Genomic DNA, 24,667 nt, shown 5'->3' with positions numbered 1-24,667 from the left:
AGCTATACCGGAAAGATTCCTTATGACTATCTCTATTGCTCAAAAACCGAGCGATTCCTCCTCATTGGAGCAGCCTTCAGTAACAATTGTAATCGTTCCTCGCGAACGTTTTAGCTGCACGCAGCAGTCTTTAGAAAGCGTACTAGCGCACACTCAATTTCCCTACCGGCTTATCTATGTCGATGGCAATTCCCCGGCACCCGTTCGAGACTATTTGAGGCAGCAGGCGATCGCTCACGACTTTCAGATAGTGCGCACTGAGTATTATCCTTACCCCAATCATGCTAGGAATTTGGGACTGTCGAAAGCCAAAACGGAATACGTTGTCTTCTTAGACAACGATGTCATCGTTTCGCCTAACTGGCTCACGGCTCTTGTCGAGTGCGCAAAGACTACAGGGGCGACCGTTGTGGGGCCCTTGATGTGTCAATACGAGCCGATTCATGAAGTCGTCCACTTTGCTGGCGGGGAATCTCATATTTGGACGGATAAAACTGGGCAGCAGCGATTGCGAGAAAAAATGTATCACCAGGGCAAACGGGTTGCCAATATTCGCGATCGCCTGCAGCAGACTCAGACAGAACTCGCAGAATTTCACTGTGTTCTAGTCCGCCGTTCAATTTTTGATCAGCTCGGCGCTCTCGATGAAGAGATGCTCAATACCAAAGAACATCTGGACTTTTGTATGAGCGTGCGTCAGTTGGGCGGGACGGTTTACTTTGAACCAGACAGTATTGTGACCTATGTTCCTGGCCCTCCCTTAGAATGGTCTGATCTGCATTTTTATATGCTGCGCTGGAGCGATGCTTGGACAATGAGAAGCCTTAAGCGTCTGCGGAGCAAATGGAATCTCGCTGAAGATAGCTACTTTAAAACCAAATACAAAAAGTTGCAGAAGGGATGGCGTCGGCGAGGCACGATTATCAGCCCATTTGTGACGAAACTAACGCTGGGTCTAGGGAGCGGAAAGATAGAAAGCGTTTTGGTCAGGCCCGAACGAATGCTGAATCGCACGTTGACGACTCGTCACGCAAAACATCATTCTGCGCAACAGCAAGACTCTCAGGTGTTGATGGAAGCCTCAACTGCCAGCTATGCCAAGCGTTAGCAATCAATTACCTAGCTGAGATGACTTATGACACAAGATTGTTTATTTTCAATCATCATTCCCACCTATAATCGTCCGCAGCAGTTAGCGGGTTGCCTGGAGTCGTTGGCTCAGATGGATTATCCCCGCGATCGCTTTGAAGTTATCGTCATGGATGACGGTAGCCGCCAACGGTTAGATTCAGTGGTTGCGCCCTTCCTTGATCGCCTGGATATTCGCCTACAGCGGCAGGAAAATGCTGGCCCTGCCGCTGCGCGCAATCACGCCGCTCAACTGGCCAATGGAAAATACCTGGCATTTACTGACGATGACTGTCGCCCTGCAACAGACTGGCTAACTTCGTTGGAAGCCTGCTTTTCTACCGCACCTGACCATATCGTCGGGGGCAGAACGGTCAATGCGTTGCCAGATAATCCTTATTCTGCCACCAGCCAAAATATCATCAGTATGGGGTATGACCACTACAACGCGGTCCGCGACGAGGCCCGGTTCTTTGCCTCTAACAATATGGTGGTACCTGCTGATCGCTTTCGAGAACTGAATGGGTTCGATGAAAGTTTTATAACCTCAGAAGATCGGGAGTTGTGCGATCGCTGGCTGCATCAGGGATACCAGATGACCTACGCCCCTGAGGTCATCATCTATCATGCGCATCCCATGTCCTTAAAGAGCTTTTGGAAACAGCATTATAGCTATGGGCAAGGAGCCTTTCGCTTCCACAAAACTCGCGCAGAAAAGGGCTGGGGTAACTTTAAAATCGAAGAAAACTACTACTTAAACTTACTGCGCTATCCGTTTGTAAATGGTGAAGGTTATAAAGGGCTAGCTTTAACCGCTGTGCTATTTGTATCTCAAGTTGCCAATGCTGCTGGTTTCTTTCAGGAAATGCTTCAGTATCAGCATCCTGACTCAGGAGAGTCTTCTAGCTCCGGAAAGGAATCTCGGTCAAAAGCATAAGACTGCTTCCGAAAGACGGGGCTGGATTGCAGAGAATATTACGGAGTTGTGCCTGTCGGTAGCATACTCTATCCGACAGCATCCGACAGCGCCAAAGGCTCGAAAATAGACTTACTTGTCTGCTCCAACTCCGCTGGTTTCAAACTGCATTCGATGATATTTCCATAGTTTCCCCCGATTCCTGAGCAGATCTTGATAGCCGCCCTGCTCTACGATTCGCCCTTTCTCCATCACTACAACTTTGTCAGCATTCGCAATAGTCGATAGGCGATGGGCAATCGCAATCACCGTGCGCCCTGCCGACAGCCGCTCAAGCGACTCTTGAATCAGCCGCTCAGTGACCGAGTCCAAGGCGCTAGTGGCCTCGTCTAAAATCAGGATTTCTGGATTTCGCAGCAGGGCTCGGGCGATCGCAATTCGCTGCCTTTGCCCGCCTGACAGACGGACACCGCGATCGCCTAGAACCGTGTCAAACCCCTGCGGCAACGCCAGGATAAAGTCTAAGGCATTGGCCATCTGCGCCGCTTCATAAACATCTGTATCACTGGCACTCTCAACCCCGTAGACAATATTCTCTTTCACCGTCGTATGAAAAATAAAAGTGTCCTGGCTCACAACTGCCATGCGTTGCCGCAGCGAGTTGATCTTGAGCTCGCGCAGGTCGATCCCATCGACTAGCACTCGGCCCTGAGTTGGGTCGTAAAACCTCGGCAGCAAATCGGCCAGGGTCGTCTTGCCCGCGCCTGAAGCACCAACCAAAGCCGTCGTCTCACCTCGTTTTATCGATAGCGTAATCTCGCTTAGCACCGGCTCACCGGGGTTATAAGCAAAGTCAACCGTCTCAAAATCAATCGAGCGCTGCAGGCCGGTAAACGCCCGATGGCCGTCTTCAAAGTAGGGCTTATCGTCACGCCTTAAAAGATCAGTTACACAGCTCAGCGATCCCTGAGAAGACATAAAGCCGATCAGCGCACCGTTGAGCGCAGAGAGCATAGGTGTCGTCCGAATCAACACAAACAAAAACGTCAGCAGCTCCGCAGCTTTCATCTGCCCGGTCGCGATCAGCAGACCATAAGAGACAATCACCAGCCCTACCAGCAGCGTCGCGCCCACACCCTCAATCAGCGGCTGTACCAGTGCCGAGAGCTTAATCACATTGATCTGAGACTGGTAGACATCGTGGGTCGCCGCATGATAGCGTCGGCGCTCAAACTCTTGTGTCCCCGACGCATGCACGGTTCGAATACCGTTGACAAACGAAAGTGCGCTAGACGTAAATATTTTGTTTGCTTTAGGCACGCCAAAGCTAGCTTCTCTCACCCGGCTCGTCAGAGAAGATAAGCCGACAGACATCAGCCCGAAGACCAGGAAGGAGGCGAGAAATAGCTGCCAGGACAGCAGCAGCATGGCGATCAAATAGGCCAGTAGCTTTGCCCCAAACACCAGAGAAGTAGACAGCAGGTCAAAGGCCTGCTGAACTTGCTTTACTTCTCCTCTAACCGTATTGATCAAAGCGCCAGGATTGGCGGTCGTATAAAAGCTCAAGCTAAAGCTCTTGAGCTGGTCAAAAATCTGACGGCGCAGGCAGTCGACTAAAGTGAGAGAGGCTTTTTTAGAATATACGACGCCTAAATAGTCACACCCAGCTCGCAGCCACACACCCACCAGCAGCAGCCCAGAAAGCCGGTAAATTCTGTCGGTAGCCGACGCCTCCGTGGCTAAAAATACGACATCGAACCAGGCGATTCCGGTCTGCAGGGGAGGCTCTTCGGGATTCGTCAATCCCTGTAAAAATGACGCAATGAAGCCAACTGTGATTCCTTCGAAAAAAGCGGCGACCAAGGCAAATAAGACAGCGAGTAGGGCAATTCTGCGGAAGTTTCTGAATTCGCGCAGGATTAAATGATTTTCTCGCCAAAAATCGGTGGTTTTAATGGCTCTTCTGATCGCAACAGGCAGCTTTAGTCTCATGGGCAGTTAACGCTCTGGAGTGAATTAAACCCTCTTTTCAGGAGAAGATGCCAGGGAAAAGACACTGGCATCAAGAGATTGTTCAGAATATTCTTAATGCTAGGACGCTTTCGACGCCAGCAGATATTTTCAGGTCTGAGAGGTCTTTAGTGGCTCAGCTCTAAAGTCAGCGAGATAACGACCCAGCCGACACTTGATTTCCCTCATGATCAGCATCGAGCTGTGTAAGGGATGTATCCGCGTCGCCCAAACCAGCGCTTCGAGCGCCGCTTTTCTCTGACCTATGCGCCAGCAAACCTGGGCATGCTGATAGACAAACCGAGCGAACTGCTTAGGATGTGCTTCAAACTGGGCGCGATGCTTCTGAACGAGCTGCTCAAAACTCGCCTGACGCAGCGCTGGATTACGAGAAACCCGTGGCCCCTCGTGAGCAGCAAGCTGGTAGGTGACAAGAGGCAACCCTAAAAGCGAGCAAACCGGATTCAGCCGCAGAAACAACTCTGAGTGAACACGGGATTGAAAAGTTTCGTCAAATCCGCCGATACTGAGCAGCACCTCACGCTCAACCACCAGGGTTTGCTTCGTTAAGAAGGATTCTCCCGGTTGAATCGCCTCCAGAGAAAAGTAAGATCCTTTGGGCAAAGTAGGCGGCAGGCGGGTGTTGATGATCTGCCCGGCTGAGCTAACTACCTCAATGCCTGCGAGTACCGCGACTGGCTGAGGCAGCGTCGTCTCCCGCAGCGCCTTAAGGGCGGCGGCGGCCATTCCGGGCAAGAGCTGATCGTCATCGTCTAAATAGGTGATATACCGGCCCTGAGCGACTTTAGCACCCTCGTTACGTGCTGCCGCCCCACCGCGATTCTCTGGCAGTTGAATCAGGCGTAGGCCAGCATGCGCGGGCAGTGATGGGGGGACAGAAGACCCATCGTCAACAACGATAATCTCAAGACTGCCCTCCGGCATATCTGCAGCTTGTACCAGCGCGCTTCGCACTGACCGCTGTAGCAGCTCCGGACGGTTATAGGTGGGGATAATAACAGTGAGCAGTGGATTGGGCATAAGTCAGGGTAGATCAACTTAGAGTGTAGTCAGCATCAGCAAGCACCAGAATTTCAACCCTCGGCCAGACCAGTCTTTTATTTTCAGTCTTTTATTTAAGGACTGCGTAAGAACCTGCCTACAGTTCACAGTCGTATGTAGCCTCAGAAAAGTCAGCAGCCACATCGGCGATATACCGACTGGCATCCGAACCACAGCCGGACAACATGGCTGCGTACCGGCTGTTAGGTTTAATATACCGTCGACTGCAAACCTGTTCGCAGTCGCTTAGCATTGTCAAAGACAGAGATAATGATAGAAACAAACAGACTACTGTCCCTCAGCTATGCCGCCTTCACCCGGCGTAACTTCCTACTGGCTGCTTTAGCTTCTCTTTTGCCTCAGTCCACTGTTCTTTTGTAAAATCTTCATGATACGAACGCTCGACATTCACATTCCAAAGATCATGCTCCTCTCCTAATATGTTCTTAGCAGCGAGCAGCCCTGTTAGCATTGAATGATCCTGGTTGTTGTAGCGGTGCATCCCGTTGCGCCCCACGGTTTGCAGATTCTCAAACTGCTGCAAGTAGTCTTGAATGACCTGAAGATGCTGACGATATTCGCCATCGTAGACGGGGTAGGCTTTTTTTTGCCGAATCACCGTGCCATCTTTTACGTATTTAATGTCAGGAACTAGCTTCAGCCCGACGATTTCTTGACTGGCCAGCTGAATAAGCTCTTCATCAGACATTTCCCAGAGATTATCTCCTTCGTTACAGAAGTACTCCATACCAACACAAGTTTTGCTAGCATCTGGCACCATTGCCGCACTCCAGTTTTTAAAGTTTTGAATGCGGCCAACCTTAAACTCAGGACTGTGAATGTAGATCCAGTTGTCGGGAAAAATATCTTTGAGATCAATCACCAGTGGCACAATTAAGAAATCTCGATATTTCAATCCCCGAGCCGCATTCAAAACGGGCTCGGGCGGTGCAGGGTCAAGACACCGGGCTAAAGCGGTAATAGGTATGCTAGAGACAAAGTCGGTTCCTGAGAGTTCGAGCATTTCTTCGCCCTTTTGAGCAATCACGCGCTGCACCCGCTTGCCATCGTGTTCAACTCGGGTGACCCGTGTCTCCATATACACTGGCGATCCCTTTTCTTCTAAAATCTTCTGGCAGCGTTCCCACATCATGCCAGGGCCGTAGATCGGGTAGTCAAACTCTTTGATCAGTGTCTTGGTGTTGTTGCTGCCAAACATGGCGTTGATCACCGCTTTCTTTAAGGATAGTCCCTTAATGCGCTGCGCTGCCCACTCTGCCTGAATTTTGTCGCAGGGAATACCCCAGACTTTTTCGGTATATGACTTAAAAAAGGTACGATAGAGCCGACCACCAAAGCGCTCAATCACCCAGTCTTCTAGATTTTCTGCCTCAGGGCCGGGCTGCAATTTACCTTTGAGCTTAGATTTGAGATAGCTCAAAATAATCATGCTGCTATCAGTTACGCCCAGGTTAGACAGCGTACTGACAATAGACAGCGGATAGTCAAAAAACTTGCCCTGGTAATAGATCCGCGAGAGTCGGGGCACCTGAATAAACTCATCGCCCAGAATCTCTTTCCAAATTTGCTGAACCTCACCAACCTTAGTAAAAAAACGGTGCCCACCAATGTCAAAGCGGTAACCCTTATACACCTCAGTTCGTGAAATACCGCCGACCTTATCCGCCTGCTCCAGCACTACCGACTTTTCGCCATGCTTAGCCAGTTCATAAGCAGCCGTTAAGCCTGCTGGCCCTGCACCAATAACAACCGTACTGGACATTCAAATACCTCTAAGATTGACTAATAGTAAACTTTCGCTGTCAATTGCTAAATGCTGAGTTTGCTTGGGCCAGGTACTGTCTTACTTCGCTGGCTGGTAGCGACGAAGCTGGTGCCGTCCCGTTCCTATAGCGAATGCTAACCCGCTGTAAAAGTAATAAAACCAGTGCCAGGGTAAAACACGCAGTGCAAACAGCGCCCCCCGCTTTTGATAGAAAAACCGATAGACCGGCAGATTTATCACGACTAGCACAAGACTTGCAATACATGTGACCCAGAGCGAGTTGGGCTGCCACCAAGTCATCAACAGCCCAAGCACAGCGCAGTAGACTAAAATCACGCTCAGTCGGCTAGACCACCGCAGGTTTAAATCACCAGAAAACCGCTGGTACTGCTGCGGATTGCTTTGGCGAATCTTTAGCAGCAGTGCCGTCCAAGGCAGCGCCCGGTAGAATACCTCGGCCCTCAACAGAGAAAATGGCGTCCAAAGCTTCAGATGCTTGACCTGAATATCTTTACAGAGCCGAATTTTATAGCCAGCTTGTCTGAGCCGATAGCCGAGCTCGATATCTTCAATGCAGGGCTTGCGGTAGCTCTCATCGAAGCCCCCTAATGACAGAAACACATCTTTGCGAATGGCTCCGCAAGCGCCCCAAAATGTAGAGGCTTCCTCACAGCCGTCCTGATGCGTATAATGATGAAAAAGATTTTTGTACTGCGATAGGAAGTTGCCTGCCCCCGGCGAATCGTCGTACGAGCCAATGAGCGCAGCCAGCTCAGGATCGCGCTGAAAAGCGTGTCTTACCCTTTCCACCGTTGTCGGATGAATCTCTACATCAGCATCAACAAAAAACAAGATGTCTGATGTGGCAACCTCTGCACCGAGGTTACGAGCCCGGGCGGGTCCACCTGACTCAGGCAGGCGAATTAGCTGAGCGCCGTGTTGCTCTGCCAACTTCCAACTGCCGTCTGATTCTCCATCGGCGACTACGATTAGCTCAGCTTGCAAAGCCCATTGACGGATACTGGAAAGACATCTGCGAAAGCTATCGCCGCCGTTATGGACAGGAACCACAATAGAGACTTGAGGCGGTGGCAGTGACTGCTGAGACATATAACCTATGGTGTGTGAGATACCGCCCCGAACGAGCGCGATTAGGTAAGTTTGATAGCATCAGAGCGCGATCGCGCCTGGCCATGCTGGTTATCAACCGTGCGTTATTAAATATGATGACGAAAGATTAAAAAGAATGTTTCCAAAAGGAAACAAACTAGTCGGAAAGCTACCTGCCAGCTGCGATACTGGAGGGCAGTGCAACTGCATAAAAGTAATAGAAAAGAAAGTTGAGAATTTGTAACGGCGATCGCTGCACTGAGCTAATTAAGAGATCCCGGCGGACATGGGCTCAAGTGGTGCTAATCCTGTAATGGCTACCTACAACAATGGCTACCTACAACCCGGAGAAAATGTGCGCTATTTAGCAGGGACGAAGGCGATACGCGGCAGAATGCCTTGAGTAAAGTATGCTTAAGCCCAGAGTAACAAACCTGTTAGAAGTGCAGGGGTGATTTAGAGATGCTTTACGCTTTCTTTACGAAGACGGTCATAGCTTTGCGCTAGAGTCACCTTTTATAAAACCGCCTTTTAGCCCCAGGGTGGGATCCCGGAGATTGATAGCTGGGCGACCTTCCATGACGCAGGGTAGCGCTGCCGACCAGCACTGCCCTCTTTTATCTTGGGAGATGAAGTAGGTGATTTCATTTTTTGCTTGTATCCGCAGTGGGGGAGTTGGTAACGAGGGCGCTAGGAGCAGGCGATCGCCAATGCTTTGATAAGATTGACCGTTGAGAAGAACGACTCCAAAGGCACCTAAAAATAGAAGTGGCAGCGTCGATTTTTTAAACAGCAGGGCTGAGCGATTTATGAATTGGCTCCCTTGCTCCCGCTGAGCCCTGCCGTAGCAGAAAGTAGCACCCGAAAGCATAGGCAGCAGTAAGACATACCCCATACCGAAGCGAAAGAGGGGGGCTTTCAGCATCATAAATGTCGTTCCGGCTACTGCCAGGGCAAAAAGCCAGAATAGTCTGTATCTGTCACGACAGCCTTGCGAGCACCTCAGCAGATAAATGACAGACCCAGTCGAAAAGCAGATTAAAAGGGCAATTAGCTTACTTGACTGATTGCTGATGAGCCACTGTTGCAACAGCCACAGGGATCGATGAGCGCCCGCTGGCGGTTGCCCAAACCAGTTGCCCCAGCCATGCGTTGCGGCTGCTAACTCGTTTGTGACTGCAGCCGAGTAGGTCCAGGGCAAGTCTAGGCAGGCGAAGGTAGACGGGTAGAGCGGACAGCCTGAAACTAAAATTCCGGATGTAATTAACGGTAGCAGCAGAAAGCTGGCAGCCAGACCGCACAAGGCAATACGCTGCCAGGTAAAGGACTTGAAAAGATAAAACCCAGCGGCAACTGGCAGTAGCGGCAGCGCCGTCAGCTTAATTGAGACAGCGCCTACAGACATCACTAGCGGCAGCAGGTCAGCGCTGATCAGGGTCTGGCTTTGGGCTGGTTTTGCAGGCTTGATCGCCAAGATCAGCCACGCGACGACCACAGTCAGCAGCGCGACGGGAATATCAGGCGAGGGCGAGACGGTAATGGCGGACAAAAAAGAAGTCTGAGTTAGCAACAGGCATACCGCTAGCGAAAAAGTCGCTAAGAACCAATCGCTCAGCCTTCCTCGCTGCTGCACAATTTGCGTCATAGTCATCCCCACCTGGAGAGTCGCTATGAGCAAAACGAATCCGTTCATAACGCTGCTGCCGCTGCCGTCTAGCCCAGCAGGATTAAACGGTGCAGCGATCGCAAACCAGGCTGAAACAAAGCCAAACTGCTCATTCAGCAGCGCTAGCCCTGGCGTCACTCCATACTCAGCAAACCAGCGAATCATCCCATAGTGGTACTGGCCGGTATCTAGCCAGGTGACCTGCTGACTTGAAAAGGCGGCGATCGCCCCGGCACTCAGCCCATACCCCAGTCCCCATCGACTCGATAAACGGCAGCGCCAGCTAGTTAATTCAGCCCGCACGGACGATGACCAGACCGCCAGCAGCAGCCAAAACAGAGTTACGCCGATGCCGACCAACGGCGAAAGCGGTATACCAATTGAGATTGCCAGCAGGGAAATAGCAAGCACTACCAGGCCCAGCCATGTAGCTGCGATCGCGCGATCGCCCGGTCGTTCTAGCGCAGTAGCTCGCAGCCAGTGCAGCAGCCCGCAGCCAACCGTCAAACAGACGATGAGCAGACCTGTCCAAACTGCGATGAAATAGAGCATGGTCTAGGAAACGTAGAGAGGGAATGGTTCAAAAAAACAAGATGGAACTGACTCAAAACAAGTCTTTGGGCAGCTCACGACCGGCATCTCAACAGTCCTGATGAGAACCCTAGCCTATGCCAGCGCCCTGCATCACTTCGGAGAGCATACCCAACTGATGTCTTTATCCAATCGGCTGCATAGCTACAATTCGTCTTTATATACAGTCTTTACATACAGTGGTGCCCTACATATACAGTGCCCTACCAAAGCTGACAGGATAAAGCCCAGTTTTACAAAAGCGCTTGAAAGCATCAACATATAGCGGTACATTACAAAAATACTTAATGGCTTACGCTATCTGTAGAGTTGCTAGCGATAAGAAAGCGATAAAAGGAAGTGACCATCATCATGCCGAAAGACAGCCAATTCTTTTTGCTTTCCGACTCGGCGATGCAGGCCGCTAGCTACTCTACTTATCAAAACTTCCAGCCCCAGCTCGCGGTTGGAGCCTCAGAGCTACGGGCTTGGAAACAGCGAGTCATCAGTTTTCAAGCTCGTCTTCAGATCGCACCAGCTACGCAGCAGGGCAGCTTGTTCGCCGCCGCCCCGGCCTCGACGAATCCAGTCGACACGATTGATCCTTTCATGCTGCGTCGCCAGAATACTGAGTTTTGGCGCTGGCAGTTTGACGAGGTGGGGGTCGCTGCCATGTACTTCGTCATTGACTATGCCACCAGCGGCGAAAACCTGCTGCTATATATCGGTGAAACCGTCAAGTCAAACCAGCGTTGGAAGGGCGAACACGACTGTAAGCGCTACTTACTCAACTACCGGCAGGCCCACTATGACAACGGGCTAAAAAGCGAGTTGGGCATCGCTTTTTGGCCCCACGCACCTGCCGATCGACAGCCTCGCCAGCAGCTAGAATCAGGCTTGATCTACCGATGGCGATCGCCTTTCAACAAAGAAAACTGGCGCTACTGGAATACCCCTTTTGTCGGCGGGAAATAGTGCCAATCCTAGCTGTTGACTTTGGCTGTTGCTACCACATCTCTATCAAATCGAGTATGCTGTTTAGCAGCAGGTTGCAGGCCAGACAATGATTTCCCACCGATCTAGTCTTTAGGTTGCTCTTGTCTCGATTTACAGACGCATACAAAAAGGTAGCTTGTCGCCTAACTCTTGTTTGTTGAAACTATCTGACTGTGCAGCCATTGCTAAATTACAGCCTCCAATTAAAATAGCCGAGATCTCCCTGCAGCAGTCAGTCGGCGACTTTTCTTAGGGGCCTCTACGGAGGTCTGTTGCAATCGTTTTGGTGCACAACCAACATCTATAAACCGACATCTATAAACATCAGCTCTTTACAAACTATTGAAGATTTTCGCTTCCCCGACAGTTTCTGATCCATGTTGGACCAGCGCCCATTTTTGACTAATATTTGACCCATGGAGACTACATGTTTACCGATATTCTTGACATAGAAGAGCATGTGAACCTGCGAAAGCAGGTAATTGTCATTGGCTCTGGGATTGCGGGCGCTGAGGTAGCAACACACCTTGCCCGCCACGGTCGGGAAGTGTTGCTCTTAGAAAGTGGGCGCAAACAGTTCGATCCTGCCATTCAAGGGCTAAACGACCTGATATTTGCAGGCAAACGGCATCGCGAGCTTAACCCAGATACTTACTATCATCGCTACTTACCGCCCGAGCTACGTGGCATTAGCCGCCTGCGTCAGTTCGGCGGCACGAGCAATGTCTGGACCGGTAAATGGAAATACCTACAGCCCTCAGATTTTGAGGTCAGCCCCTGGCTTGAAAATAGCGGTTGGCCTATTGACTTTGAAGATCTTTTAGAGCACTACCGTTCGGCTGCAAAAGACTACGGATTTGGCGATTTAGAAGCCGAGGCCAGGCGTCCTGAGATTGTGACGCTTCATCAAAAGATTGCTGCAGATGGACTAAAGATGAGCAGTTTCTATTGGGAAGAAACCCCCACTCGGACAGCGATACGCTTTGGTGAGGAGATGCATCGCTCAAAAAATCTGCAGGTTTTGCTAGGTGCAACAGCAACTGAACTCATCCTGGATGAGTCTTGTCAGCGGGTGACTGCGGTCGTCTGCCGTTCGCTGGAAGGGAGAGAGCTTAAAGTTGAGGGGACACAGGTCGTTTTGGCGACAGGTGCCTTAGAAGCGGCGCGATTGTTGCTCGCTTCTGACCGTCAGCTGCCCACGGGGATCGGCAACGCCCATGATTTGGTGGGTCGCTTTTATACCGACCACCCCAAACACCATACGGGAGCCTTGCGGCCTGGCCCCCTGACGAGGGTCTATGCCCATGAGCTGCAATATGCCCCAAAGCCACGTTTTTGCATATGTTTTGCGCTTGACGACGCGACTCAGCGAGAGCATGAACTGCTTGAGCATGTTTTATACATAAAGCCGATTTACGAAAAGCGTATGGATCGGTTGAAACGGCTCTTATTGAGGCAGCCGCTTTGCCTCGATGGAAATGGCGCGATCGCCGCCTACCGGGTCAAGTTTGTCACAGAGCAAGTGCCACAGCGAGACAGCCGGGTGATGCTCGGAACGGAACGTGACGCGCTTGGCAAACGCAAGCCGGTACTCGACTGGCGCTTTACCGACCAGGACCGGCGATCGCTTGAGAAGACGCTGCAGCTTTTGACAGCGCGATTTGCTAAATCTGGGCTAGGAACCTTTGACTTTGGGGAAGATCGGCCAAGCCTGGAGACGATGACCGACGCTGCCCACCAAATGGGGACAACTCGTATGGCGAGCCGTCCTGAAGAAGGCGTTGTCGATACCAACTGTCGGGTGTTTGGAACCGAAAATCTCTACATAGCCAGTTCGGCGGTGTTCCCAACGGGGCCATCGTACTCACCTACTTTTACAATTTTGGCGATCGCCCGTCGTTTGGGTCAGCATTTGCTTGAGACCGTGCCTGCGGCGGTTGGCAGTGCTGCCTATACCGCGACCACATCGCCTAATCCGTAGCGGTTCGAAACAGATAATACCTCCAACAATACTCCGGACAGAATTAGGAGACGATGTGACTTAGGGAGAAGATGCCGCCAGGATTCGGGGGCAGCCTTTACCGAACAATTTTGCTTTAGCTCGTAATCTAGCCCTCAATTTGTATCGTGACCACGGCTTTGACAATCTGGCCCAAGCTCAACGCAAAGCTGGACATGGTCTCAACTTGCTCAAATCTCTCTTTGGAATGAAATAGCCCTGAGTCACTGCTGGTGTCAGCCGGTGCCCCTGTGTGTGGCTCTCATACGAAGATAGCTAACAATAACAACTCGTTACGGGCACTCCCAAATGACCCTGACGGGTACTGCGCCGTTCAGAAGGTTTTTCGTAGATTAGTGTCATCAATCGACCATCACTCCTAGATAAGGACACCCCAGCTATGGAATCTCGAAAGAAAAGAGCGTTAGACCTGAGAACTGCTGCTGCTAAAGTTGCCTACGACCGCGCCCATGCGCAGCACTGGGCCAACGGCGAAGAGCTACGCTATCGCTTTGAAGACGTCTCTAACAAAGAGCGAGCCGGTCAGCCCTCCCACCTGGCTAACTACACCAAGGGTCTGCCTCACGATGAAAAAGACGGTTTGATCTGTTGCTCTGCCGACTATCAGCAGTTTGTCCGGGGAATTGATTCGGGCGACTCGCGCGACTTTCGAGATACGCCCCTGGGGCCGAAAGGATCTGAAACCCAGGAGCAAATTGAATGGAAATCTCACTATACTCAGCAGCATAAAGCAGACGTGCGAGCTTGGGAAAGTGCAGGCGCTGGCTTACTGTTTGACCTGGAAGGCCCAGATTGTCAGTCGATCACCATGCCGCCTGCGCCGGTCCTTGACAGCGACGAACTGGTTGCCGAAGTCGCCGAAGTTTATGAGATGGCCTTGCTGCGCGATGTTCCCTTTGTAGATTTTGGCTGTAACCCTGAAGTGGGCGCTGCAATTGACCGGCTCAACAAGCTGACCTGGTTTCAGAATACGCCGCTGCCGCTGACGGATGCCGCTCAGGCTCGTCGTCGGGGTCAGCTCACCGCACAAACTGCCTTTCGCGGCGTGGCTGTCGGCGACACAACTGGCCCTTACATTTCTCAGTTTTTGCTGCGGGGTACGCCCGAGTTAGGCGGCGATCGCGACGGTGTCTTCGATGGTTTAGTTGCTTACGGCGCGATGGCCTTTACCAACAAAGTACGCACGGCTACCCCTTACAAAGACTACATGACCACCTGGGAGTGGTGGCTCGATGTGCAAAATGGCGCTGATCTGCGCGGCAAAGAAACCTACGAAAATTGCGATAACAAATATCGCTTTATCACCACCCCCCGCGACTTGGCCACCTACGTTCACTACGACGCTCTCTATCAGGCGTATCTCAACGCCACCCTGGCCCTGATGGCGCTCAAAGTTCCCTTTGATCCCGGCGTTCCCTTTCAGGGGCGCGATCGCCAAGACCATCAGCAGGGCTTTGCTCACTTTGGCGGCCCGCACATTCTATCGCTGGTTACCGAAGTGGCCACCCGCGCGCTCAAAGCCGTTCGCTATCAAAAGTTTAATGTGCACCGGCGGCTGCGCCCTGAGGCGATCGCTGGCCGCATTCACCAGTGGCGTGAGACTCAAGCTCCCAACCTGGCCCCGGTTTCTCAGCTCAGCAATAAAATTAGCGACACCCTGCACCAGGTATCGCAGCACAACCGGGTTCAAAACGAAAAGTTTTTGGCCGAACTCAGTGCCGACGGCTGCAGCGATCGCCTCAAGCAAGAGTTCGACGGCGAAAATTATCTGCTGCCGATGGCCTTTCCTGAGGGATCGCCCATGCACCCTTCCTACGGCGCTGGCCATGCCACGGTCGCCGGGGCCTGCATAACCATTCTCAAAGCCTTCTTTGACCATGGCTACGTCCTGCCTCAGCCCTATGTGGTTTCTCGCAACGGTACTCAGCTAGAGTCCGTTCAAGACAGTACGCTGACGCTAACGGTAGAGGGCGAACTGAACAAGCTCGCAGCCAACATTGCCATTGGCCGCGACTGGGCAGGCGTTCACTACTTCACCGACTACTACGAGTCGATGCGGCTAGGAGAGCAGATTGCCCTGGGCATTTTAGAAGAGCAAAAGCTCACCTATGGTGAAAACTTCAGCATGACCGTTCCTCTCTTAGACGGGGGCTGCGCCCGCATCTAATTTGCCTCTGGGTAGATAACTTGCGGGTCTGGTTTTGCTAGGTTTGTAAAGACACATTGCCGGGGTGTGAGTTCACCCTGGCAAGTTGGTTTAAAATAGCCTATACATATGTAATCAACGATGCGTGCTATCAATCGGAACCGGATCTAACCGGATCTGATGAAGCACTCGATCAGGGCTCATTTTATTTAGCCATTATCAGCCTAACCTGTTTACAGTGGGTTACCTATTGACTCCCATCCCTGTTGCGTTCTTTAAGAGGAAAATACAATCGCTAAAAAACCACTCATCAATCAACAGATCCGAGCCGCACAGGTTCTTCTGATTGATAACGAAGGCACCAATCGCGGCCTGACGGATACGTCAGAGGCGCTGGCTTTGGCTAAGGCTGCCAAACTTGACCTTGTGGTGGTCTCACCGGACGAAGATTCGCCTGTCGCCAAAATTTTGGACTACGGCAAACACCAGTATCAAAGTCGCAAGCGCCAAAAGCAAAGCGCTCGCACGTCAGTCAAAGAAGTCAGGCTGCGGCCAAACGTGGGTGACTCTGACTACCAGGTGAGAATTGACAAAGCCCTGGCGTGGCTGGAGCGGGGCGATTCGGTGAAGTTTCAGGTACGGCTGCGAGGTCGTGAACACCAGCACCGCGATCGCGCTACCGACCTGCTCAACCGAGTGGTGGAAGATCTCTCGAAAGTGAGCAAGGTGCAGACGTTTGATCGGCGATCGCTAATCGTTCAGGTTGTTCCCAACTAGCAAGCTGTCCAGATTGCGCCAGATTGCGCTAGACATAACTTAATCCTGAAGGGGCCGAGGCGTTGATAAAATCACGTCTTGCCCTTTTTTGTTAGATCCTCTGCTCAAAAGCCTCCGTCTATGCCTCAGTTTGTCCGCCGCGTGCAGTCGCCGCTAGCGTTTATTCCAACTGCTTACAATCCCTGGTTGATGCGGGCTGTTCACTGGCTGCTGCCGGTACTACTGCGGGTGCGTATCCGGCCTTGGCTGCCGGTAGGCATTCAGCGGATCGAGGTTGCTTATGTAGATCGGCTGGTTGATCTTTACGCCCAGTTTGAAACAGGGCAGGCACGGTTTTTGATGGCGGTGCGTCATGTGGAAGTTGACGATCCGCTAAGCGGGCTGTATCTGTGCTCGCGGGCGGTTGCTCGGGATGCTAAGCGCCGGGGTATTGCCTTGCAGCAGCCGGTGCATACTCACTTTATCTATGAGCGAGGGATGACGATCTGGGCAGGCAAGAGCATTGGCTGGCTGCTCTCTCGCATCGGGGGGACACCGATTCGGCGCGGGCGTAAGCCCGATTGGGTGGGGCTGAAGGCGGCTCGTAAGCTGATGGTAGAAGGCACTATGCCGATGGTGGTAGCTCCTGAGGGAGCCACTAATGGCCACAGTGAGCGACTCGGCCCTTTAGAACCCGGTGTCGCTCAGATGGGCTTTTGGTGTGCGGAAGATTTGCAGCGATCGCAGCGCATAGAATCAGTTTGGATAGTGCCTATCGGCATTCAGTATCGCTACGTGCAGCCTAACTGGGACAGGCTGGCAAAGCTATTGTCACAGCTAGAAACTCAGAGCGGGCTGAGTACAGTGCAGCTAGCCCCCACGCCCGATAAAGACTGCTACCGGCGCATACTGCGACTGGGGGCGCACCTGATAGAGACCATGGAGCGCTTTTATAGCCGCTGCTACCACCAAAAGTTTGAGCAACTTGAGCAGCCTGAGCAGCCTGAGCAGGATGAAGCCGGGAATTCAGTCGAGGCGATCGCGACTGAATCTGAGAAAGATCTTACAGATGAAGTCTGCTCAGAGCGGCTGCTGCGGCTGCTAGATCGGTCGCTGCAAGTCGCTGAGCAGTTTTTTACTGTATCCAGTCAGGGCACGTTAGTAGACCGCTGCCGGCGATTAGAAGAGGCTAGCTGGAACTATATCTACCGGGAAGATTTGCCTGACCTGGCAACGCTTTCTCCTTTGGAAAGAGGGCTGGCAGACTGGGCAGCGGAAGAGGCCAGCCTGAGAGAGCTGCATATGCGCATCGTCGAAGGGTTTGTGGCGGTGGACGGTCGCTACATTAAAGAGAAACCCTCATTTGAGCGCTGCGCTGAAACAACGCTGCTAATGTCGGATATGCTAGCCCGTTTGGGGGGCGACAAATTACCCGGCAGACCCAGGCTTGGGCAGCGCTGGATAAAAATGACCGTGCAGCCGCCGATTGCCGTGACCCCTCGCCTGGCAGACTATCAGCAAAACCGGCGGGCCGGGCGAGCCGCCGTTGCCACCCTGACTGAAGAGATTCGTCAAGCTCTAGAAGAGACAATAGAGCGCTGATGGCGTATGCGGCTGAACTCAACTGGCCGATCTAATGGGCTGCGAACCGTTAATATCTCTCAGCTCCTATGATTTTTGACAGCAGATGTGCAGGCTGAAAGTGCCTATTTATAAGGACATAGCAGTCATCAGAAGAAGATGCTCGGCTGGGCAAAGTCACAGTCTTGTTTGACAAGCGGCTCCAGTATGAGACAATATAAACTATTGTAACGAAAAGATAAGGCGACTCAATTTTTAAGACTGAAGCCATCTTCAGATAGGTACTCTAAAGGTCTCAGGCCGCCCTGTGTGGAAAATTTCACGTTCTATTTAGAGACAACCGATTAAAGAGAGAATATCTGCGATCGCTAAGTACACAAAACTCAGAAAAGTACTGGGTTTCGATTGGTGCTCAGCGTTCAACACTGCCGTTTTTAAAGATGCCAACATATGACTTACACCGTTGATAAAGCTCGTAATATCTTTCCCAACACCTTGTCCGCTGCTGAGGTGCCGGCGACTATTACCAGATTTGCTCAGCTCAGTGATGAAGATCAGCTCGCCCTGATCTGGTTTGCCTATCTGGAGATGGGGCAGGCAATCACGATCGCTGCCCCCGGCGCTGCCAATATGCAGTTTGCCGAGCTCACCATGGAAAGAATCAAGAAAATGACGCCTGTAGAGCAGTCACAGGTTATGTGTGACCTGGCGAACAGAGCCGATACCGAGATCTCCAGAACCTACGCTACCTGGACGCCAAACATCAAGCTAGGCTTTTGGTACCGACTCGGCGAATGGATGGAACAGGGCTTCGTTGCCCCCATCCCTGAGGGCTATAAGCTCTCGGCCAATGCCGCTGCTGTACTGCAGACGATCAGAGGGCTAGAGTCAGGTCAGCAAATCACTGTCTTGCGCAACGCTGTCGTAGACATGGGCTATGACACCAGCAAGCTCGGCAGCTACGAGCGGGTCTCTGAGCCTGTAGTCGTCCCTCAGTCGATTGGGCAGCGCACTCAGGTTTCCATTGAAGGCATTGATAACGCCACTGTGCTCAGCTACATGAACAACCTGAATGCGAATGACTTCGACGCCCTGATCGAACTCTTCGCGCCAGATGGAGCCCTGCAACCGCCTTTCCGCAAGCCAGTCGTCGGCAAAGAAGCCGTACGGCGGTTTTTCCAAGAAGAATGTCAGAATCTGAAGCTGGTGCCCGAGCGCGGCGTAACTGAACCGGCTGAAGATGGCTACACTCAGGTCAAAGTCACTGGCAAGTGCCAAACGCCCTGGTTTGGCGCAGCGGTTGGGATGAATATCGCTTGGCGGTTCCTATTAAATCCTGATGGTAAAATATTCTTTGTAGCGATTGATTTGCTGGCTTCTCCCAAGGAGCTATTAAACCTGGTTCGCTGATCAATCAGTAAAAGAGCTTGTGAAAGAGCAAGCGATATAAGCATCCTGAGAGGTCTGACATTTTTGATGAAAGATCTCTTGGGGACTGAAGCCGCTAAGCGCAAGCAGTCTCTTGGCTGAGTGGTGAGTGCAGCATCGCTTTGAGTATGACCGAGAAAGGATGTAAATTTCAATTTAGATGACGCAACAAACTGAAGTTCAGTGGAGTACGACAGAAAAGAAAATCGCCGAAGCCGCGCTCAAGAAGGCTTATGGCAGCGAAGTTGAGGCGCTGATCAGAAGTGTTCAACAGAGAGTAAGCTTAGTCACTGAACCTGAGGATGTCTGGCAACTGCATGACTTTCTGAGTGCCAGCAGACACGACATTGACGGAAAGTATGACAACAGAGAGGACTCTCTGTTGTACACGCTATCTAGGCTTGTGAAAGACGGCTGGCTAGAGATGGCAGAGCTACAGGGCTTAACGGCAGACAAAAGAGCCAAGGTCAACGTTCTCAAAAGGATGTAGAGATCCTATTCATCACAGCTACCGTAGACGATTAAGCTGTTGGCTTTGCAGAAATCTGGATGGTTTTTGAGAAAGTCGGACTGCCTGGAGTCGCTGATGATGGCCCAGCTGACTGGCGAGGTCGCCCATGCAATGGAGAACTGTCTGATGGCAGTCAAGTAGGGTTAGAGCGCTCAGCAAAAAGAGCATACGAGTGAGCCGCTGAGCATGCGTCCGTTCGCTCAGCGCTTTGGCAAAGTGCGGGCTATCAGCGCCGCCGCGCCGCCGGAAGCGGGGCGATCGCACCTCTCAAGAGGCACAGCGTTAGCAGCGAATACTGGGGGTAGACGACTCTCTTACCGCGCGAGCAATGACGCCCCTTCATGCCAATTATCTACCGCCCCTGATGGGTTTCGCAATTAACAACATCTCTTGACTTTACATAAGGGCTAGAAGAATCCATATCGTTAGCGTGTCCGTATGACAAAGAAAATCCCTGCCCGCAGATACGATTTGTACTAAAAACATCTCTCTGAGGGAAGATATCAATCGTTTCAGCGGCGAAATAGTACCCGCAGACAGAGACACATGCCTGCCTAAAGACAGAAGCCATTGCCTGAGATAAGTCGCTAAAACTGTAAATACATAACAAATCTTCATACAGTTAGAAAAGTTGCTGCTCTGTCAGAGCGCGGCTGATTTCACGCACGCTCATCAACCGGCTCATCAACGGGTTGCTCAATCGTTCTCACCGTTAGTGCTTCATAGCCCACTTTTTTGACCCATTTTCATTTTGCCCGTTTACTTTGCCCGTTTACTTTGCCCGTTTACTTTGACAGTGAGGAAAGATTGACATGCTTCCATCTGGAGCACACGAGTTTTTATGGATGCTCAAGACGGGCATTTGGTCGGTAGGTACAGCTTCCTGGCTGTTTGGTATCTCGGATAGAACGCTAGCTGCGTTTATGGATGGCTATCTATCGGCAATTGATATCATTCAGCTATTTACCGCTGCTTTCTTTTTTGTGAGCTGGTTGTTTCTCAAGCCGATGCGCTCAAGAGCGGCTCGCATCAACGCCAACGAGGCCTCGCCATCGGCAACTACCGACTAGCCCGAAAGCGCTCTTTGGCTGATTCAAAGGCGGTGGCCATCACCTGCTGAATTTTCTCAGGGTCAGGCTTTTTGCCGCCCATTAAGTCGCCAAAGTAAGCGCAGGCTCCTTCTCCCAGCGCCCAAGTATAGCCCGCTGCCCATGAAGCTGCTATGACGCTGCCGATACCGGGAACGAACTTAATCAGCTCGCGACCAATCGCTTGTGCGAAGAAACCGCCCGCGATCGTACTGACTACCCCCCCGGCTTGAGAAGGCGTCAGCCGCTGCCCATAGAGCTGGCCCAGCAGTCCTACCATAGAAACTTGCAGGGCTGTGAGCACAGGCATTGTGGCAAAAGGCAGCGGTACCGCCGCCAGCGTTGCCGCAATCACCGCAAAAGCAGAAATGTAGCGCCGTCCCACGTCGCGGTAGAGCGTGCCTAACTGGTCGCTAGCCATCTCTTGGTCGTCTATCAGCTGGTAAATGGCGTTAGCTTCCGCTTCGGGCAGTAGCTCTGCCAGCACGTCTCGCAACGCCTCCTGTCCGTAGAAAACCGGATCAAACTCGTCTTCTTCGCGGGTGAAGTCTAGCAGCACCGCCCGGTCGAAGCAGCCTGCAAAAGATGACTGTAGGGCGTCAAAAGCCCGAGTGACCTGGTCGGTCTCCGGCGGATAGCTCGGATGGTCCGTCATTTCTGGCGGGTATATCTCGTGTAGACAGGTAACCGCTAGCAGGCAGGGTACTCCTGGGTAGGCCGCTCTGACCTCTTGAGCAATTTGCCGGAGCTGGTCTACTGCAAAATCAGTAATTTTGACTGTCAAGATCAGAATGCGGGCATAGCTGCTCTCCTGCTGCAGCTCGCCTGTCAGCTCTTGAACAATGCTGTCAGTATCTTGCCCGATATCGCCGAGTCCTACAGTGTCTGTAAAGACCAGCAGCGGCAGATCTTCTGAGGGGTAGGCATAGCGCTGTGTGTTTTGCGTGTGGGGGCGAAAACCCTGCCCGATAATTTCTGCGGACACACCGGTCAGGCCACGGACAATAGAGCTTTTCCCTGCCTGGGGCTTACCGATGAGCAGCGCTTCTGTAGTGGGTAGCTCAGCTCGGATTTGCTCTAAAATCTCAGCAATTTTGTCATCGTTGACGCTGAATGACTTGAAGATATTTTGAGCATTGTCATAGGCTTTGCGCAGCTGGATCGCATCGGTGGGTAGCCAGCGTCGCACCTGAACGGTTGTTTCCTTCCAAATACCGACCAGGTTTTGCCAGAGGGGGTTGTGATCGCCAGGTTCGTCTGGCGACTGCGGTGAGTTAGGAAGACTTTCTTTCGGCATGAATTTTCACCCGGTTTTGCCTGAGACACTCTTATCTTAAACCGACTTATTTTAGGCGGCGCTGCGACTATGCCGCGAGGTTTTTTTCAGAGAATCGCAGATAGCAATTCATGAAAGGCGTCATTCGTGAAATTTACCTCCTCACATACCGAGTAGATGGTGGCAAACAGCGTCAGCCAAAATTGACGGCGGGGTTTGCTAAAAAGCCGCCTTTACACAGTAGTCCCGGTATGATGGGGCCACCTAAGGATCGCGAGGAAGCCCTGCGCGTGCCGAAACGCTTGCCGGAGTTTGGCGTGAGCTTTACCGATACGGCACAGATAGCTATGGGCCTTACGTTGCTGTCAGAAGCAGCTAGCTGATATGACACATCCGTACATGAGTGTCCGTGTTACTTTTTTAATGCTGCCAAAGGGTAGGTCGAGTAAAAGCTTAGAAGGCGACTTTGCCGTCATCTCCCACAGTGAAATACGGCCAGTGAAATACGGCGATCGCAAAGCCTATCAATACGCCTGCATCGAGAGAATCGACATAATGAAGATGATGTTGGTAAATACAGATGATGCTCACCATCCTAACGGGTAATCCTATTCTTCGTCGCTGGCTGTGGTGCAGTCTCTGCTTGAGTGTGCTGATAGCGGGCTGTACTAGCACTCAATCGCCAGCGCAAATTGAAAAAACTGAACAGCCTTCCTCAGCAGTTGTTGAGCCAGCTCCTGAGCCATCGGAACCGCCGCCTACGCCTGCCGCTAGTGCTAAGACAGCAGAAAACATGCTTTGGGAGAAGCTAGCGCAGGCCAATGAAGAGACTTATGTAGTGCTGCTTCGTCATGCGCTAGCTCCTGGCACAGGCGACCCTGCCAACTTTCAGCTCAATGACTGCTCTACCCAGCGCAATCTTTCAGAGACTGGGCGAGAGCAGGCGATCGCGATCAGTGAGGCTTTTCGGAGCCGCAATACGCCTGTCATAGAGATACTTTCTAGCCAGTGGTGCCGGTGTCTAGAAACGGCTGAGCTGATGGCTGTTGGCCCAGTAGAACCTTTCCCAGCTTTGAATTCTTTTTTTCGCGATCGCAGTACAGCCAACGACCAGCATTTTTGACAACGAGCCATCAATTTTCCTGCCTAAAGAAATTGTGGTTTAATCGGGAACCCTGAGACAAAGGAGTAGCAGCTTCGCTCAGAGGTGAAGCGTTGAGTGGCGATGGCTCAGGCTGATGATTTCGTGAACGATCTGGCGGCATGCTATCAATGCTTGCAACTGCAAGCAGATGCGACGTTGAAAGAAGTAGATGAAGCTTACTTTCGACTGAAAGTAGAGAAAATTCATAGCGGCAATCGTACCGGTATTGATCAGCTCAAAGCTGCCCGCGAAACTCTGCGCCAGCAGATGATGCAGGCAGCGCCCTCTCAAATTCCGCAGGCAGTAGCTCACAGGCAACTGCCTACCGAATTAGGCGTGCTAACCACGGCGCTAGCCAACGACCGTCTCACCGCAAAAGCTAGCCTAAAAGCGCAGACTCTTCATCTGGGAATCGAGATAGACACGGCGCTCTCATCATCTCAGGTGCTGACGAAGGTTCGTCGATGTCTGGAAGAAATTCCTACAGAAGTCTATAGCTTTGAACCGATTGAAACCATCACGATCTACGGACTGGACGGACGAGGTAAGCCTCGGTGGAAAAAGTCTTTTGCGCCACCGCAACAGCACAGCCAAGCCGACGACAGCGATCTCTATTCTTTTGAAAATCGCTACAGCAATACGTTTATCTTTCCAGGGTTGCTTTTGGCAGCAGCCCTGCTCAACAGCGTAGAAATGATTAAGCTGTTGCTGTTTGGCATACATATTTGGATTCATGAATTTGGCCATGCAACCGTCGCCTGGCTGGGCGGACACCAGGCAACACCCTTGCCCTTTGGCTGGACTAACATAGGCGAAGAAAGATCTCTGTTTGTCTACTTTGGCGTGCTGACGCTGTTTGGATTGTTATTTTGGACAGGAGCAAAAGAACAGCGCCGGTGGCCAATGGGTCTGGCGATCGCACTTACCGTCATTCAATTCTTTATGACCTGGGTGATTTCGGCAGATACCTTTGATATGCTGCTGTCATTCGGCGGCATCGGGGGCGAGTTCTATCTATCGACCCTGCTGATTATCGGCTTTTACTTGCCGCTGCCTGCGTACTGGCGCTGGGACTTTTTCCGCTATCCAGCCGTCCTACTTGCCGGGTTCACTTTTTTAGGGTCGCTGTGGCAGTGGCGGCAAATTGATCGGGGGCTGGCCGATATACCCTGGGGGACGCTGTTTGGCGGCTCTGACCATATCGGCGGCGATATGAATCAGCTACACATTGTATACGGCTGGAGCGATCAGCAGATTATTGATACCTACAACAGCATTGGCAGCGTCTGCGTTGTCGCTATTCTCAGCGTTTATATTTACTTTTTCATAAAGGAGCGCAACTATCTACTGCTGCAGAAATTGTGGTTGCGCTCTCATCGAAAAACAGGCGTGGGTTAAAGACAGCCGATTTTAGGTCACACTCGCAGCCCAAATTAGGCCATCGTTGTCAATGGCTCAACCTGCTTATTCCGT

20 protein-coding genes are annotated in these 24,667 nt (G+C 51.8%); 14 read left to right on the top strand and 6 right to left on the bottom strand.

The genetic code is table 11. The annotated features are described in order from the left end of the window. The first annotated feature begins 22 nt into the window (after window positions 1–22). Together CKL79_RS07150 and CKL79_RS07145 are read left to right on the top strand one after the other, a co-directional pair. Window positions 23–1,108 (top strand): glycosyltransferase, encoded by a 1,086-nt coding sequence (locus CKL79_RS07150; protein WP_121968897.1) that lies wholly within the window; start codon window positions 23–25, stop codon window positions 1,106–1,108. Between the two features lie 27 nt (window positions 1,109–1,135). Next, on the top strand, window positions 1,136–2,065 hold the full coding sequence (locus CKL79_RS07145) for a glycosyltransferase (RefSeq protein WP_121968896.1): 930 nt from the start codon (window positions 1,136–1,138) through the stop codon (window positions 2,063–2,065). Between the two features lie 111 nt (window positions 2,066–2,176). Here the strand turns inward: CKL79_RS07145 and hepA are convergent, their stop codons facing one another. From hepA to CKL79_RS07120, 5 genes are all read right to left on the bottom strand, one after another. Then, window positions 2,177–4,036: a heterocyst formation ABC transporter subunit HepA gene (gene hepA / locus CKL79_RS07140; RefSeq protein ID WP_121968895.1), complete on the bottom strand. Its 1,860-nt coding sequence runs from the start codon at window positions 4,034–4,036 to the stop codon at window positions 2,177–2,179. 129 nt (window positions 4,037–4,165) lie between these two features. Beyond that, window positions 4,166–5,095 (bottom strand): glycosyltransferase family 2 protein, encoded by a 930-nt coding sequence (locus tag CKL79_RS07135; protein WP_121968894.1) that lies wholly within the window; start codon window positions 5,093–5,095, stop codon window positions 4,166–4,168. Window positions 5,096–5,429: 334 nt separating this feature from the next. Next, entirely contained in the window at window positions 5,430–6,899 is a 1,470-nt protein-coding gene (locus tag CKL79_RS07130; protein ID WP_121968893.1) for an NAD(P)/FAD-dependent oxidoreductase, read from the bottom strand. 81 nt (window positions 6,900–6,980) lie between these two features. Further along, on the bottom strand, window positions 6,981–8,012 hold the full coding sequence (locus tag CKL79_RS07125) for a glycosyltransferase (RefSeq protein ID WP_121968892.1): 1,032 nt from the start codon (window positions 8,010–8,012) through the stop codon (window positions 6,981–6,983). Window positions 8,013–8,502: 490 nt separating this feature from the next. Continuing rightward, a complete protein-coding gene (locus CKL79_RS07120) occupies window positions 8,503–10,230 on the bottom strand; it encodes a hypothetical protein (protein ID WP_121968891.1) in 1,728 nt (575 codons plus the stop codon). 390 nt (window positions 10,231–10,620) lie between these two features. Between CKL79_RS07120 and CKL79_RS07115 the strand changes: the two genes are divergently transcribed. The 9 genes from CKL79_RS07115 to CKL79_RS07080 all read left to right on the top strand — a co-directional run bounded on the left by CKL79_RS07115 (window position 10,621) and on the right by CKL79_RS07080 (window position 20,756). Then, the gene (locus CKL79_RS07115; RefSeq protein ID WP_121968890.1) at window positions 10,621–11,223 is read left to right on the top strand and encodes a GIY-YIG nuclease family protein; all 603 of its coding nucleotides are present in this window, start codon (window positions 10,621–10,623) and stop codon (window positions 11,221–11,223) included. Window positions 11,224–11,671: 448 nt separating this feature from the next. Continuing rightward, window positions 11,672–13,225 (top strand): GMC family oxidoreductase, encoded by a 1,554-nt coding sequence (locus CKL79_RS07110; RefSeq protein ID WP_121968889.1) that lies wholly within the window; start codon window positions 11,672–11,674, stop codon window positions 13,223–13,225. Between the two features lie 418 nt (window positions 13,226–13,643). Further along, window positions 13,644–15,431 carry a vanadium-dependent haloperoxidase gene (locus CKL79_RS07105; RefSeq protein ID WP_121968888.1) on the top strand — a complete coding sequence of 596 codons (1,788 nt, stop codon included), beginning with the start codon at window positions 13,644–13,646 and terminating at the stop codon, window positions 15,429–15,431. 270 nt (window positions 15,432–15,701) lie between these two features. Continuing rightward, window positions 15,702–16,187, top strand: coding sequence for a translation initiation factor IF-3 (gene infC, locus CKL79_RS07100; protein WP_121968887.1), 486 nt, complete (start codon window positions 15,702–15,704; stop codon window positions 16,185–16,187). 120 nt (window positions 16,188–16,307) lie between these two features. After that, entirely contained in the window at window positions 16,308–17,768 is a 1,461-nt protein-coding gene (locus CKL79_RS07095; protein ID WP_121968886.1) for a 1-acyl-sn-glycerol-3-phosphate acyltransferase, read from the top strand. A 429-nt stretch (window positions 17,769–18,197) separates the two neighbouring features. Further along, window positions 18,198–19,157 (top strand): orange carotenoid-binding protein, encoded by a 960-nt coding sequence (locus CKL79_RS07090; protein ID WP_121968885.1) that lies wholly within the window; start codon window positions 18,198–18,200, stop codon window positions 19,155–19,157. Window positions 19,158–19,335: 178 nt separating this feature from the next. Beyond that, the gene (locus tag CKL79_RS07085; RefSeq protein ID WP_121968884.1) at window positions 19,336–19,665 is read left to right on the top strand and encodes a hypothetical protein; all 330 of its coding nucleotides are present in this window, start codon (window positions 19,336–19,338) and stop codon (window positions 19,663–19,665) included. A 207-nt stretch (window positions 19,666–19,872) separates the two neighbouring features. Continuing rightward, entirely contained in the window at window positions 19,873–20,067 is a 195-nt protein-coding gene (locus tag CKL79_RS22865; RefSeq protein WP_141242168.1) for a hypothetical protein, read from the top strand. A gap of 431 nt (window positions 20,068–20,498) precedes the next feature. Next, window positions 20,499–20,756, top strand: a complete 258-nt coding sequence (locus tag CKL79_RS07080; RefSeq protein ID WP_121968883.1) for a hypothetical protein — start codon at window positions 20,499–20,501, stop codon at window positions 20,754–20,756. On the opposite strand, the gene CKL79_RS07075 is transcribed toward CKL79_RS07080, so the two are convergent. Continuing rightward, a complete protein-coding gene (locus CKL79_RS07075; RefSeq protein ID WP_121968882.1) occupies window positions 20,746–22,071 on the bottom strand; it encodes a DUF697 domain-containing protein in 1,326 nt (441 codons plus the stop codon). The genes CKL79_RS07080 and CKL79_RS07075 overlap by 11 nt on opposite strands. Window positions 22,072–22,181: 110 nt before the next feature. Between CKL79_RS07075 and CKL79_RS07070 the strand changes: the two genes are divergently transcribed. The 3 genes from CKL79_RS07070 to CKL79_RS07055 all read left to right on the top strand — a co-directional run bounded on the left by CKL79_RS07070 (window position 22,182) and on the right by CKL79_RS07055 (window position 24,592). Next, entirely contained in the window at window positions 22,182–22,433 is a 252-nt protein-coding gene (locus tag CKL79_RS07070) for a hypothetical protein (RefSeq protein WP_121968881.1), read from the top strand. A gap of 197 nt (window positions 22,434–22,630) precedes the next feature. Further along, entirely contained in the window at window positions 22,631–23,173 is a 543-nt protein-coding gene (locus CKL79_RS23465; protein ID WP_205879021.1) for a histidine phosphatase family protein, read from the top strand. Window positions 23,174–23,275: 102 nt separating this feature from the next. After that, complete coding sequence (locus tag CKL79_RS07055; protein WP_121968879.1) at window positions 23,276–24,592, top strand: hypothetical protein; 1,317 nt, start codon at window positions 23,276–23,278, stop codon at window positions 24,590–24,592. Window positions 24,593–24,667 lie beyond the last annotated feature (75 nt).

This window comes from Leptolyngbya sp. BC1307 (assembly GCF_002286735.1).
In the GTDB taxonomy this organism is placed as follows: Bacteria; Cyanobacteriota; Cyanobacteriia; order Phormidesmidales; family Phormidesmidaceae; genus Phormidesmis.
The sequence above is the reverse complement of the archived record's forward strand: the minus strand, read 5'-3'. Positions and strand labels throughout refer to the sequence as shown.

What these genes read in the sequence shown, in the direction of transcription:
- CKL79_RS07130 (WP_121968893.1), bottom strand. Translation starts at nt 6,899, where the DNA reads ATGTCCAGTACGGTTGTTATTGGTGCAGGGCCAGCAGGCTTAACGGCT.
- CKL79_RS07125 (WP_121968892.1), bottom strand. Translation starts at nt 8,012, where the DNA reads ATGTCTCAGCAGTCACTGCCACCGCCTCAAGTCTCTATTGTGGTTCCT.
- CKL79_RS07110 (WP_121968889.1), top strand. Translation starts at nt 11,672, where the DNA reads ATGTTTACCGATATTCTTGACATAGAAGAGCATGTGAACCTGCGAAAG.
- CKL79_RS07085 (WP_121968884.1), top strand. Translation starts at nt 19,336, where the DNA reads ATGACGCAACAAACTGAAGTTCAGTGGAGTACGACAGAAAAGAAAATC.
- CKL79_RS07145 (WP_121968896.1), top strand. Translation starts at nt 1,136, where the DNA reads ATGACACAAGATTGTTTATTTTCAATCATCATTCCCACCTATAATCGT.
- CKL79_RS07105 (WP_121968888.1), top strand. Translation starts at nt 13,644, where the DNA reads ATGGAATCTCGAAAGAAAAGAGCGTTAGACCTGAGAACTGCTGCTGCT.
- CKL79_RS22865 (WP_141242168.1), top strand. Translation starts at nt 19,873, where the DNA reads ATGCGTCCGTTCGCTCAGCGCTTTGGCAAAGTGCGGGCTATCAGCGCC.
- CKL79_RS07055 (WP_121968879.1), top strand. Translation starts at nt 23,276, where the DNA reads ATGGCTCAGGCTGATGATTTCGTGAACGATCTGGCGGCATGCTATCAA.
- CKL79_RS07070 (WP_121968881.1), top strand. Translation starts at nt 22,182, where the DNA reads ATGAAAGGCGTCATTCGTGAAATTTACCTCCTCACATACCGAGTAGAT.
- CKL79_RS07135 (WP_121968894.1), bottom strand. Translation starts at nt 5,095, where the DNA reads ATGCCCAATCCACTGCTCACTGTTATTATCCCCACCTATAACCGTCCG.
- CKL79_RS07120 (WP_121968891.1), bottom strand. Translation starts at nt 10,230, where the DNA reads ATGCTCTATTTCATCGCAGTTTGGACAGGTCTGCTCATCGTCTGTTTG.
- CKL79_RS07080 (WP_121968883.1), top strand. Translation starts at nt 20,499, where the DNA reads ATGCTTCCATCTGGAGCACACGAGTTTTTATGGATGCTCAAGACGGGC.
- hepA (WP_121968895.1), bottom strand. Translation starts at nt 4,036, where the DNA reads ATGAGACTAAAGCTGCCTGTTGCGATCAGAAGAGCCATTAAAACCACC.
- CKL79_RS07075 (WP_121968882.1), bottom strand. Translation starts at nt 22,071, where the DNA reads ATGCCGAAAGAAAGTCTTCCTAACTCACCGCAGTCGCCAGACGAACCT.
- CKL79_RS07090 (WP_121968885.1), top strand. Translation starts at nt 18,198, where the DNA reads ATGACTTACACCGTTGATAAAGCTCGTAATATCTTTCCCAACACCTTG.
- CKL79_RS07095 (WP_121968886.1), top strand. Translation starts at nt 16,308, where the DNA reads ATGCCTCAGTTTGTCCGCCGCGTGCAGTCGCCGCTAGCGTTTATTCCA.
- CKL79_RS07150 (WP_121968897.1), top strand. Translation starts at nt 23, where the DNA reads ATGACTATCTCTATTGCTCAAAAACCGAGCGATTCCTCCTCATTGGAG.
- CKL79_RS23465 (WP_205879021.1), top strand. Translation starts at nt 22,631, where the DNA reads ATGATGCTCACCATCCTAACGGGTAATCCTATTCTTCGTCGCTGGCTG.
- CKL79_RS07115 (WP_121968890.1), top strand. Translation starts at nt 10,621, where the DNA reads ATGCCGAAAGACAGCCAATTCTTTTTGCTTTCCGACTCGGCGATGCAG.